This is a genomic window from Burkholderia sp. AU45251 (genome assembly GCF_030482905.1).
Lineage (GTDB): Bacteria > Pseudomonadota > Gammaproteobacteria > Burkholderiales > Burkholderiaceae > Burkholderia > Burkholderia aenigmatica.
Window position 1 is genome coordinate 152,345 of record NZ_JAUJQH010000011.1, and the last position, 12,560, is coordinate 164,904.

At 66.9% G+C, this 12,560-nt stretch carries 9 protein-coding genes; 3 read left to right on the forward strand and 6 right to left on the reverse strand.

Annotation, left to right across the window (positions count from 1 at the left end; all coding sequences use genetic code 11):
* Positions 1–19: 19 nt before the first annotated feature.
* From pyrH to rpsB, 3 genes are all read right to left on the reverse strand, one after another.
* A complete protein-coding gene (gene pyrH / locus QZM67_RS22065) occupies positions 20–733 on the reverse strand; it encodes a UMP kinase (protein ID WP_011352459.1) in 714 nt (237 codons plus the stop codon).
* Between the two features lie 163 nt (positions 734–896).
* Complete coding sequence (gene tsf, locus QZM67_RS22070; protein WP_043190814.1) at positions 897–1,778, reverse strand: translation elongation factor Ts; 882 nt, start codon at positions 1,776–1,778, stop codon at positions 897–899.
* A 162-nt stretch (positions 1,779–1,940) separates the two neighbouring features.
* Positions 1,941–2,681: a 30S ribosomal protein S2 gene (rpsB, locus tag QZM67_RS22075; protein ID WP_006752149.1), complete on the reverse strand. Its 741-nt coding sequence runs from the start codon at positions 2,679–2,681 to the stop codon at positions 1,941–1,943.
* A gap of 377 nt (positions 2,682–3,058) precedes the next feature.
* On the opposite strand from rpsB, the gene map reads away from it, so the two are divergent.
* Genes map through QZM67_RS22090 form a run of 3 tightly spaced genes read left to right on the forward strand, consistent with a single transcriptional unit; the run spans position 3,059 to position 8,375 of the window.
* Positions 3,059–3,874 carry a type I methionyl aminopeptidase gene (map, locus tag QZM67_RS22080; RefSeq protein WP_089450837.1) on the forward strand — a complete coding sequence of 272 codons (816 nt, stop codon included), beginning with the start codon at positions 3,059–3,061 and terminating at the stop codon, positions 3,872–3,874.
* Between the two features lie 45 nt (positions 3,875–3,919).
* Positions 3,920–6,496: a [protein-PII] uridylyltransferase gene (locus QZM67_RS22085; RefSeq protein WP_301806652.1), complete on the forward strand. Its 2,577-nt coding sequence runs from the start codon at positions 3,920–3,922 to the stop codon at positions 6,494–6,496.
* A gap of 16 nt (positions 6,497–6,512) precedes the next feature.
* Positions 6,513–8,375 (forward strand): pseudouridine synthase, encoded by a 1,863-nt coding sequence (locus QZM67_RS22090; protein ID WP_301806653.1) that lies wholly within the window; start codon positions 6,513–6,515, stop codon positions 8,373–8,375.
* Positions 8,376–8,466: 91 nt separating this feature from the next.
* On the opposite strand, the gene def is transcribed toward QZM67_RS22090, so the two are convergent.
* The 3 genes from def to QZM67_RS22105 form a co-directional block, all read right to left on the reverse strand.
* Positions 8,467–9,000: a peptide deformylase gene (gene def, locus QZM67_RS22095; protein WP_011352465.1), complete on the reverse strand. Its 534-nt coding sequence runs from the start codon at positions 8,998–9,000 to the stop codon at positions 8,467–8,469.
* Entirely contained in the window at positions 8,997–11,072 is a 2,076-nt protein-coding gene (gene ligA / locus QZM67_RS22100; RefSeq protein WP_301806656.1) for an NAD-dependent DNA ligase LigA, read from the reverse strand. Before ligA ends, def begins: the two co-directional genes overlap by 4 nt.
* Positions 11,073–11,237: 165 nt before the next feature.
* The gene (locus QZM67_RS22105; RefSeq protein WP_301806658.1) at positions 11,238–12,521 is read right to left on the reverse strand and encodes a cell division protein ZipA C-terminal FtsZ-binding domain-containing protein; all 1,284 of its coding nucleotides are present in this window, start codon (positions 12,519–12,521) and stop codon (positions 11,238–11,240) included.
* Between the last annotated feature and the right edge of the window lie 39 nt (positions 12,522–12,560).

Below are 12,560 nucleotides of genomic sequence, written 5' to 3' on the forward strand. Positions count from 1 at the left end.
GACCCGCATCCGCGGGAGTTTACACGTGGACGAGCGTACCTTCGTCCTCGCCCAGCACGATGCGCTTGAGCGCGCCCGGCTTGTTGATCGAAAACACGCGAATCGGCAGCTTCTGGTCGCGGCACAGCGCAAAAGCCGTCGCGTCCATCACCTGCAGGTTGCGGCTGATCGCCTCGTCGAAAGTGATCGTCGTGTAACGCGTGGCCGACGGATCCTTCTTCGGATCGGCAGAATATACGCCATCGACCTTGGTCGCCTTCAGCACGACCTCGGCGCCCACCTCCGAACCGCGCAGCGCGGCGGCCGTGTCCGTCGTGAAGAACGGGTTGCCGGTACCGGCCGCGAAGATCACGACGCGGCCTTCCTCGAGCTGGCGAATCGCGCGGGGCCGGATGTACGGCTCGACGACCTGGTCCATGCGCAGCGCGGACTGCACGCGCGCCTCGATGCCGGCGTGGCGCATTGCGTCCTGCAGCGCCAGCGCGTTCATCATCGTCGCGAGCATCCCCATGTAGTCTGCCGTCGCGCGATCCATGCCGGCCGCGCCACCCGCGACACCGCGGAAAATATTACCGCCACCGATCACGACCGCGAGCTGCGTACCGAGACGCACGACTTCGGCGATATCGGCCACCATCCGTTCGATCGTCGCGCGATTGATGCCGAAGGCATCGTCGCCCATCAGCGCTTCGCCGGAGAGTTTGAGAAGGACGCGTTTATAGGCATTGGACATAGGGGCTTCCGAGCGACGAGAGGATGACAACCACGAACTGTAGGGGCGAAATACTGATTCGGGCAAGCGCCGACGGTCGGACCGGGTTTCCCGGCCGGCCGGCGGCGGCGCCGACCGCGGCGGAGCGGACGCCCGCCGCGGATACTGCCTGACTGCTTACGGCTTACTGCTGCTTTGCTGCTGCGACTTGCGCGGCCACTTCGGCGGCGAAGTCGTCCTGGCGCTTCTCGATGCCTTCGCCGACGACGAACAGCGAGAACTTCTGCACAGCGGAATCCGCTGCCTTCAGCATCTGCTCGATCGTCTGCTTGTCGTTCTTCACGAACGTCTGGTTCAGCAGCGACACTTCCTTCAGGTACTTCTGGACGCTACCGTCGACCATCTTCGCGACGATCTCGGCCGGCTTGCCCGATTCCGCAGCCTTCTGCTCGGCCACGCGGCGTTCCGTCTCGATCAGTTCTGCCGGCACGTCAGCCGACGACAGTGCGACCGGCTTCATCGCCGCGATGTGCATCGCGACGTCCTTGCCGACCTGCTCTTCCGCACCCGTGTACTCGACGATCACGCCGATACGCGCGCCGTGCAGGTACGTTGCGATCTTGTTTGCGGTTTCGAAACGGACGAAACGGCGGATCGAGACGTTCTCACCGATCTTGCCGATCAGTGCCAGGCGCACTGCGTCGACCGTCGAACCTTCGAGCGGCAGTGCCGACAGCGCAGCCACGTCAGCCGGGTTTTGCGTCGCAACGAGTTCTGCAACCGTCTTCGAGAATGCGAGGAAGTCGTCGTTCTTCGCGACGAAGTCGGTTTCGCAGTTCAGTTCGACCAGCGCGCCTGCGTTGCCGCCGACGAACGATGCGACGACGCCTTCTGCCGTCACGCGCGATGCCGCCTTGCTCGCCTTGTTGCCGAGCTTGACGCGCAGCAGCTCTTCAGCCTTGGCCAGATCGCCGTCAGCTTCCGTCAGCGCCTTCTTGCACTCCATCATCGGTGCGTCGGTCTTTGCGCGCAGTTCTGCCACCATGCTTGCGGTAATTGCCGCCATCATTCGCTCCTTGAGTCTGTATTCACAACGCCGCCCGCTTGGACGCGAACGGCCGAGATTCGTTTCCGGACCCGCACCAAATCGGCGCGATCAGGTCCGGCGCACAAGCTTAAAAAAAGGGGGCCTGTTGAGAGCCCCCTTTTTGCGCCGGCTCGGGGCCAGTTACGCGTTTTCCTCGACGTACTCGTCGTCGCCGCGTGCAGCCTGGACCACTTCGTTGACCGCGTTTGCACGGCCTTCGAGGATCGCGTCGGCCACGCCTTCAGCGTACAGTGCGACTGCCTTGCTCGAGTCGTCGTTACCCGGGATCACGTAATCCACACCTTCCGGCGAGTGGTTCGTATCGACCACGGCGATGACCGGCACGCCCAGCTTGTTCGCTTCGGTAACGGCAATCTTGTGGTAGCCGACGTCGACGACGAAGATTGCGTCCGGAATGCCGCCCATGTCCTTAACGCCGCCGATCGACTTCTGCAGCTTGGCGATTTCGCGTTCGAACAGCAGCGCTTCCTTCTTGCTCATCTTCTCGAGCTCGCCTGCCTCGACTGCCGCTTCCATGTCCTTCAGGCGCTTAATCGATACCTTCAGCGTCTTGAAGTTGGTCATCATGCCGCCGAGCCAGCGTGCGTTGACGAACGGCATGCCTGCGCGCTGCGCTTCCTGAGCGATCGTGTCACGCGATTGACGCTTCGTGCCGACGAACAGGATCGTGCCGCGGTTCGCTGCCAGCTGGCGCACGTACTTCTGTGCGTCCGTGAACATCGGCAGCGTCTTTTCGAGGTTGATGATGTGAATCTTGTTGCGGTGACCGAAAATGAACGGAGCCATCTTCGGGTTCCAGAAGCGCGTCTGGTGACCGAAGTGGACACCCGCTTCCAGCATTTGGCGCATCGTAACTGCCATGTAAATTCTCCACGAGGGTTGGGTCTTAAGCCGGCCGCCGTACCGCCGCGCGAACCTGCCCCGGAGGGTCCGATTCCACGCGGCCGGCACCCTGGTTGCGCCGGCTTGTGATTCGACACGTGCAAAACGCCCGTGCCGTAAGCCTTTCACCGCCATGCCACCCCAAAACGGGGCAAGTTCGGCATTTGGATATCGACTTAGCCAAAGAGTATAGCACGCCGATTTGTCCGCTCTCAAGTCGCTCACCACTTTTGCTTGCCGCGCGGCGACGGGGCGGACAATCCGCGAAAACCCGCATCCGCACCGCCGGCAGGGGCTGCGACGCCTGCCAGAAGGTGCGATAATCCGTCAATTCACCGCATTCCAGGCATACCTCGATGGCTATTACGCTCAAAAACGAACACGATATCGCCGAGATGCGCGTCGCCTGCCGTCTCGCGAGCGAAGTGCTCGACTTCATCACCCCGCACGTCGTCGCGGGCATCACGACCGCCGAACTCGACCGCCTCTGCCATGAGTTCATGCTCAACGAGCAGGGCACGGTCCCCGCGCCGCTGAACTACCAGCCGCCCGGCTATCCGCCGTACCCGAAGGCCACCTGCATCTCGGTCAACGACGTGATCTGCCACGGCATCCCCGGCGAGAAGGTGATCAAGAACGGCGACGCGCTGAACATCGACATCACCGTGATCAAGAACGGCTACTTCGGCGACACGAGCCGGATGTTCATCGTCGGCGAAGGCTCGATCATGGCGAAGCGCCTCGTGCAGACCACCTACGAATGCATGTGGCTCGGCATCGACCAGGTCAAGCCCGGCGCGCACCTCGGCGACATCGGCTACGCGATCCAGAAGCACGCGGAAGCGCAGGGCTACAGCGTCGTGCGCGAATACTGCGGCCACGGCATCGGCACGGTGTTCCACGAGGATCCGCAGGTCGTCCACTACGGCCGTCCGGGCACGGGCATCGAACTGAAGGCCGGGATGATCTTCACGATCGAGCCGATGATCAACGCCGGCAAGCGCGACATCCGCACGATGCCCGACCAGTGGACGGTCAAGACGCGCGACCGCAGCCTGTCCGCGCAGTGGGAGCACACGGTGCTCGTCACCGAAACCGGCTACGAAGTGCTGACCGTATCGGCCGGCACGCCGGCGCGCCCCGTGTTCGCGCAACCGGCCGCCGCGGTCTGAGCGCCACCGCGCCAGCCCGCCCTGCCCGCACCTGAACAGCCGCCCATGAGCGCTCACGCCGCCCCCTCGCCCGACGCGCTGTCGCGGCGCGCCGAATTCAAGGCCGCCAAGACGGAGATGCTCGAGCGCTTCCGCCGCGCGACGAACGTCGCGTCGCTGATGCACGCGCTGTCGAAACTCACCGACGACGCGCTGAAGCGCGTGTGGGACGACTGCGGGCTGCCCGCGACGCTCGCGCTCGTCGCCGTCGGCGGCTACGGGCGCGGCGAGCTCGCGCCCTATTCCGACGTCGACATCCTCGTGCTGCTGCCCGATGCGCACGACCCGGCGCTCGATGCGCGCATCGAGCGCTTCATCGGGATGGCGTGGGATCTCGGCCTCGAGATCGGCAGCAGCGTGCGCACGGTCGCGCAGTGCATCGAGGAGGCGTCGCAGGACGTCACGGTACAGACCTCACTGCTGGAAGCGCGCCGCATCGTCGGCAGCACCGCGCTGTTCGAGCGCTTCACGGTGCGCTACCACGAGGCGCTCGACGCCCGCGCGTTCTTCACCGCGAAGGTGCTCGAGATGCGCCAGCGCCACGCGAAGTTCCAGGACACGCCGTACAGCCTCGAACCGAACGTGAAGGAAAGCCCCGGCGGGTTGCGCGACCCGCAGACGATCCTGTGGATCGCGCGCGCAGCCGGTTTCGGCAGCAGCTGGCGCGAACTCGACACGCGCGGCCTCATCACCGATCGCGAAGCGCGCGAGCTGCGCCGCAACGAAGGATTCCTGAAGACGCTGCGCGCGCGGCTGCACGTGATCGCCGGCCGCCGCCAGGACATGCTCGTGTTCGACCTGCAGACGCAGGCCGCCGAGAGCTTCGGCTACCAGCCGACGCAGGCCAAGCGCGCGAGCGAACAGCTGATGCGCCGCTATTACTGGGCCGCGAAAGCCGTCACGCAGCTCGCGACGATTCTGATCCAGAACATCGAGGCGCAGCTGTTCCCCGCGACGAGCGGCATCACGCGCGTGCTGTCGCCCGACCGCTTCGTCGAGAAGCAGGGCATGCTCGAGATCGTCGACGACGGCGTGTTCGAGCGCCACCCTGACGCAATCCTCGAAGCGTTCCTGCTGTACGAGACGACCCGCGGCGTGAAGGGCCTGTCCGCGCGCACGCTGCGCGCGCTGTACAACTCGCGCGAGATCATGAACAACGCGTGGCGCCGCGATCCGCAGAATCGCGACACGTTCATGCGGATCCTTCAGCAACCCGAAGGGATCACGCACGCGTTCCGGCTGATGAACCAGACGAGCGTGCTCGGCCGCTACCTGCTGAATTTCCGCCGCATCGTCGGCCAGATGCAGCACGACCTGTACCACGTGTACACGGTCGACCAGCACATCCTGATGGTGCTGCGCAACATCCGCCGTTTCGCGGTCGCCGAGCATGCACACGAATATCCGTTCTGCAGCCAGCTGATCGGCAACTTCGAGCGCCCGTGGGTGCTGTATGTCGCGGCGCTGTTCCACGACATCGCGAAGGGCCGCGGCGGCGACCACTCGACGCTCGGGATGACCGATGCGCGGCGCTTCTGCCGCGAACACGGAATCCCCGGCGACGACGCGGCGCTGATCGTGTGGCTCGTCCAGCATCACCTGACGATGAGCCAGGTCGCGCAGAAGCAGGACACGAGCGACCCCGAAGTCATCAAGCGCTTCGCCGAACTCGTCGGCAACGAACGGCGCCTCACCGCGCTCTACCTGCTGACCGTCGCCGATATCCGCGGCACGAGCCCGAAGGTGTGGAACACGTGGAAGGGCAAGCTGCTCGAGGATCTGTACCGCATCACGCTCGCGGTGCTCGGCGGCGCCAACCCCGACGCGCATTCGGAGCTGAAGTCGCGGCAGGAGCAGGCGCTCGCACTGCTGCGCCTGGAAACCGTGCCCGACGACGCGCACCGCGCGCTGTGGGATCAGCTCGACGTCGGCTTCTTCCTGCGTCACGACGCAGCCGACATCGCCTGGCAAACACGCGTGCTGTACCGGCACGTGAACGCCGAAACCGCGATCGTCCGCGCGCGGCCGTCGCCGATCGGCGATGCGCTGCAGGTGCTCGTGTACGTGAAGGATCGCCCCGACCTGTTCGCGGGCATCTGCGCGTATTTCGACCGCAACGGGCTGTCGGTGCTCGACGCACGCGTCAGCACGACGCGGCACGGCTATGCGCTCGACAACTTCATCGTCACGCAGACCGAACGTGACGTGCGGTACCGCGACATCGCGAATCTCGTCGAGCAACAGCTCGCGTCGCGGCTCACCGAAACCGCATCGTTGCCGGAGCCGTCCAAGGGCCGCCTGTCGAGGCTGTCCCGGACGTTTCCGATCACGCCGCGCGTCGACCTGCGGGCCGACGAGCGCGGCCAGTACTACATCCTGTCCGTGTCGGCCAACGACCGGCCGGGCCTTCTCTATTCGATCGCGCGCGTACTCGCCGAGCATCGGATCGGCGTCCACGCGGCGCGGATCAATACGCTCGGCGAACGCGTCGAGGACATCTTCCTGCTCGCGGGTGCCGGCTTGTCCGACAACCGCCTGCAGATCCAGCTCGAAACCGAATTGCTGCGTGCGATCGCAGTCTGAATGAATTCCAGCGTTTATGCGCACCAAATTAACCGTCAAGAATCCGAAGCCGGCGTCGCCGACCCGCGCCCCTGTCCGCTCCGGCAGCCTCGTCGCCCGCAAGGCGGTGCGTCCCGCTGCGCCGCCCGCAGGGGACAAGCCGGCCCGCCCGAAGAAGGCCGCCCCGGCCGCCGCCGGCGAACGCACGTTCAAGCCGCGCGCTGCCGCGGGCGCCGAGCGCCCGGGCGCGGATCGCGCACCGGCCAAGCGTGCGCCGCGTGACGGCGGTGCCGAACGCGGCACGCGTGCCCCTTATCGCGACAACGCGGCCGGCGAAGGCGCGAAGCGCAGCTTCGGCGACCGTCGCACGTCGTCCGATCGCCCGCCGCGCCGCGATGACGACTCTCGTCCGCGTCGCACGGGTGGCGAAGGTGGCCCGCGCGCGCCGTATCGCGACAACGCGTCCGGTGAAGGCGCGAAGCGCAGCTTCGGCGACCGTCGCACGTCGTCCGATCGCCCGCCGCGCCGCGATGACGACTCGCGTCCGCGCCGCACGGGTGGCGAAGGTGGCCCGCGCGCGCCGTATCGCGACAACGCATCCGGCGAAGGCGCGAAGCGCAGCTTCGGCGACCGCCGCACGTCGTCGGATCGCCCGCCGCGCCGTGACGACGATGCGCGTCCGCGTCGCGCAGGTGGCGAAGGCGGCGCACGCGCGCCGTATCGCGACAACGCATCCGGCGAAGGCGCGAAGCGCAGCTTCGGCGACCGTCGCACGTCGTCCGATCGCCCGCCGCGCCGCGATGACGACTCACGTCCGCGTCGCACGGGTGGCGAAGGCGGCGCACGCGCGCCGTATCGCGACAACGCTTCCGGCGAAGGCGCGAAGCGCAGCTTCGGCGACCGCCGCACGTCGTCGGATCGCCCGCCGCGTCGCAACGACGATGACCGCCCGCGCCGCGCAGGCGCCGACGACGGCAAGCGCCCGTCGTATCGCGACAAGCCCGCCGGCGAAGGCGCGAAGCGCAGCTTCGGCGACCGCCCGGCCCGCCCCGCACGCGACGGCGAGCGCCGCTCGTTCGGCGCGGTCAAGACCGCGCAACCGGTCAAGCGCGCCGCGGCCGACGTCGACTACGGCGACGAATCGGGGCTGATGCGCCTGTCGAAACGGATGTCCGAACTCGGCATGTGCTCGCGCCGCGAAGCCGACGAATGGATCGAAAAGGGCTGGGTACTCGTCGACGGTGAACGCATCGACACGCTCGGCACCAAGGTACGTGCCGACCAGAAGATCGAGATCGACGAACGGGCGAGCGCCGCGCAGGCCGCGCAAGTGACGATCCTGCTGCACAAGCCGGTCGGCTATGTGTCGGGCCAGGCGGAAGACGGCTACGAGCCGGCTGCCGTGCTGATCACGCGCGCGAACCGCTGGAGCGGCGACCATTCGCCGGTGCGCTTCTCGCCGCAGCACCTGCACGCACTCGCACCGGCCGGCCGCCTGGACATCGATTCGACCGGCCTGCTCGTGCTGACGCAGAACGGCGTGATCGCAAAGCAGCTGATCGGCGAGCAGTCGGATATCGACAAGGAGTACCTGGTGCGCGTGCGCTTCGGCGAACGGCTCATCGACATCGACCAGCACTTCCCCGCGGAATCGCTCGCGAAGCTGCGCCACGGCCTCGAGCTCGACGGCGTCGCGCTGAAGCCCGCGATGGTCAGCTGGCAGAACGGCGAACAGTTGCGCTTCGTGCTGCGCGAAGGCAAGAAGCGCCAGATCCGTCGCATGTGCGAACTGGTGGGCCTCGACGTGATCGGCCTGAAGCGCGTGCGGATGGGCCGCGTGATGCTCGGCGCCCTGCCGCAGGGTCAATGGCGCTATCTGTCGGCCGACGAGACGTTCTGACCGCAGGCGCGCCACACGCGTGCCACGCAATGAAAAAGCCCGCGCAAGCGGGCTTTTTTCTTGTCGGCGAGAAACCAGGCGCGCCGGGCAATCAGTCGTCGGAAGCCGGGTCGAGCCCCGGGAACAGCACTTCCGTGAAACCGAAGCGCGTGAAGTCGGTGATCCGCATCGGATACAGCTTGCCGATCAGGTGATCGTATTCGTGCTGGACGACGCGTGCATGAAAACCGTCGGCAACGCGATCGATCTTCTCGCCGTACTGGTCGAAGCCGCTGTAGCGCACCTTCGCGTAGCGGCTGACGACGCCCCGCATGCCCGGCACCGACAGGCAGCCTTCCCAGCCCTCTTCCATGTCCGGCGGCATGTACTCGACCTTCGGGTTGATCAGCACGGTCTCGGGCACCGGCGGCGCATCCGGGTAGCGGTTGTTGTTGCCGAAGCCGAAGATGATGAGCTGCAGCCCGATGCCGATCTGCGGTGCGGCCAGTCCGGCGCCGTTCGCATGGTGCATCGTCTCGAACATGTCCGCGACGATCTCGTGCAGTTCGGGTGTATCGAACCGCTCGACCGGCTTGGCGACTTCGAGCAGGCGCGGATCGCCCATCTTCAGGATCTCGCGAATCATGGCGTATTGCCCTCCAGGAGTTGGTGCAGGCCGTCTTCGTCCAGCACGGGGATGCCGAGTTCCTCGGCCTTCGCGAGCTTGCTGCCGGCTTCGGCGCCCGCGACCACATAATCCGTCTTCTTCGATACCGAACCGGCCACTTTCGCACCCGCCGCTTCGAGCATTTCCTTCGCGGCATCGCGCGTGAGCGTCGGCAGCGTGCCCGTCAGCACGACCGTCTTGCCGGCCAGCACGCCCTGCGGCGCCTTCGGCGCGGGCGGCCCTTCCGGCCACGTCACCTTGCCCGGCGCGCGCAACTGCTCGATCACGGTGCGGTTGTGCTCTTCCGCGAAGAACTGGTGGAGCGACTCGGCGACGATCGGCCCGACGTCGTTGACTTCGAGCAGTTCTTCGATCGATGCATCCATGATCGGCGTCAGCGAGCCGAAATGCTTCGCGAGATCCTTCGCCGTCGATTCGCCCACGTGACGGATGCCGAGCCCGTAGATGAAGCGCGCGAGCGTCGTGTGCTTCGCCTTCTCGAGCGAATCGAGCAGATTCTGTGCCGACTTCTCGGCGAACCGGTCGAGCTCGGCGAGCGTCGCAAAACCGAGATTGAACAGGTCGGCCGGCGTGCGCACGAGATTCAGCTCGACGAGCTGGTCGATGATCTTCTCGCCGAGCCCGTCGATGTCGAGCGCGCGGCGCTGCGCGAAGTGCCACAGCGCCTGCTTGCGCTGCGCCGGGCAGAACAGGCCGCCCGTGCAGCGCGCAATCGCCTCGTCCGGCAGGCGCTCGATCTTCGAGCCGCACACCGGGCATTCGGTCGGCATCACGAATTCAGCCGCGTCGGCCGGACGCCGGTCGAGCAGCGCACCGACCACCTCGGGAATCACGTCGCCCGCGCGGCGCACGATCACGGTATCGCCGATCCGGATGTCCTTGCGGCGCACCTCGTCCTCGTTGTGCAGCGTCGCGTTGGTCACGGTCGCGCCGCCGACGAACACGGGCTCGAGGCGCGCGACCGGCGTGATCGCACCCGTGCGGCCGACCTGCACGTCGATCGCGACGAGTTTGGTCAGCGCTTCCTGCGCGGGGAACTTGTGCGCGAGCGCGAAGCGCGGCGCGCGCGACACGAAGCCGAGGCGCTCCTGTTCGTCGCGCCGGTTGACCTTGTAGACGACGCCGTCGATGTCGTACGGCAGCGACTCGCGCTTCTCGCCGATCCTGCGGAAGAACCCGAGCAAGCCTTCGGCGCCCTGCACGACCGCGCGCTCGCGGTTCACGGGCAGGCCGAGCGACTCGTACCAGTCGAGCAGCGCACTGTGCGTATCGGGCATCGGCATCCCGTCGAGCACGCCGATCCCGTACGCGAAGAACGACAGCGGACGCTGCGCGGTGATCTTCGAGTCGAGCTGGCGCAGGCTGCCGGCCGCCGCGTTGCGCGGATTCGCGAATTCGCGCTGCTCGGCCGCACGCTGGCGTTCGTTCAGGCGTGCGAAATCGCGCTTGAACATCAGCACCTCGCCGCGCACGTCGAGCACGGCCGGCACGTGATCGCCCTTCAGTTTCAGCGGAATCGAGCGGATCGTGCGCACGTTCTCGGTCACGTCCTCGCCCGTCGTCCCGTCGCCGCGCGTCGACGCCTGCACGAATACGCCCTGCTCGTAGCGCAGCGAGATCGCGAGGCCGTCGAACTTCAGTTCGCACGCATACTCGACGGGCTCCGTCACCGAGCCGGCGAGATCGGTCGTCTTGTCGAGCGCGTCGGCGACACGCTTGTCGAATGCGGCGATGTCCTCGTCGGCGAAGCCGTTGTTCAGCGACAGCATCGGCGCGTCATGGACGACCGGCGTGAAGCCGCCGGCCGCCTCGCCGCCGACGCGCTGCGTCGGCGAATCGGGCGTCACGAGTTCGGGATGGTCGGTTTCGAGCTGCTGCAGTTCGCGGAACAGCCGGTCGTATTCCGCATCGGGCAGATCCGGCTGGTCGAGCACGTAATAGGCGTAGTTCGCCCGCTCGAGTTGGTCGCGCAGCCACGCGGCGCGCGCGTCGGGCTGGCTGGCTGGCGGTTCGGCTAGGGTTCGGGCCATGCTGGCGGCAGAGTCGTTCTGAAAAATCGGAATTCCGATTATCTCAGTTTGACGCCGCAGCGGGGGCACGCGATGCGTGCCGCGCGGGCCCGTTGCAGTGCACACAGCACGGTGCATTGCAGCGACGGGCGACGGCGCCGAAAGCCGCCGCCCGCCGGGCGCGCGTTACTGGCTGAAGAGGCGGCGCGTGACCGGCGAACCGGCCGGGATGCCAGCTTCCTCGAGCTTCGCGTACAGCTTCATCAGTTGCTGATCGATCGCGACCAGCGTCGACTCCGGCAGCGGCCGCCGCGAATCGTCGACCACGCGTGCACCGATCCGTTCGGACAGCGATTTCGCGTAGTCGCACATCAGCCGGAACGGCAGGATGTCCTCTTCGGCCACCGGCACGTCGAGCACCAGCGTGATCATGTTGCCGCCCTTGTACGTGAGGTCGTCACGCAGGAAGTTCGTGTCGCCGAACTGCAGCATGAACACGGGATTCTGCTTCGCGTCGAGCTTCACGAAACGCGTGCCGTCGCGCGACAGCAGCAGCCCGTCCTGCGACGCCACGGCCTGCACGTAGTTCGCCGACCACGGCGCGCCGTCCGACATCACGTTGACCGACAGCTGCGCGTCGCACTGCGCGGCAAAGGCGTCGAGCTCGCGCGCCATCGCGACCGTTTCCATCATGTCCGGGAATTCCGGCGCGCCGTCGATCGCGTCGGCGAACTGCTGGACGCCCGTCACGAATTCGGAGAACTCGAGCTCGTTCAGCGCGCCGCTGCGGTTCGCGAGCTGTGCGGCCGCGCGCAGTTCCTCGTAGCGCACACCGTTCTGCAGCAGCTCCCACTGGCCGCCTTCCGGCTTGCCTTCGATATGCACGGGCTTGCTGCCCGCGCGGCGCAGCCGCTGCGCGGCCGGCAGGATCTTGTCGCCCGGCAGCGGCCCGCCAAGGCGGATCGGCACGATGCAGTCGATCCGGCGGTCGACGATCGCCGGCGGTGCCGACGAGATCGTCGTTGCAGCCGGCAGCACGGGTTCGGCCTGCTCGGCCGGTTCAGCGTGCACTTCATGCGCGGCGGCGGGCACGGCTTCGTCGCCGGCCACCGGCTCGACCGACTCGGCCGGCATGTCGACGCCGGTCGCCTCGGCCTGCAGATCGGCCGGCATGTCGGCAGGCGCCGCGCCACCGAACGTCGGCTCGACGCGCGCGACTTCGGCCGGCGTGCCGGCCGTGGCGGCCGTCGTGACCGGCGCCGCGGGTTCGCGCCGCACTGGCTGACGCACCGGCTCGATGAACGGCAGCTCTTCTTCGCGTTCGGGGCGGTTCATCGCCTCGGCCGCTTCCTCCGGCATCGGGCGCGGCATCTTGCGCCGCACCTTCGCGCCCTGCCATGCGTTGTAGACCACGACGCCGCCCACCACGACGGCGCCCGCGCCGATCAAACCGAGTGTCAACTCGTCCATGCACGCTCCATCAGCAATTCTTGTTCGTCGGAACCGCGA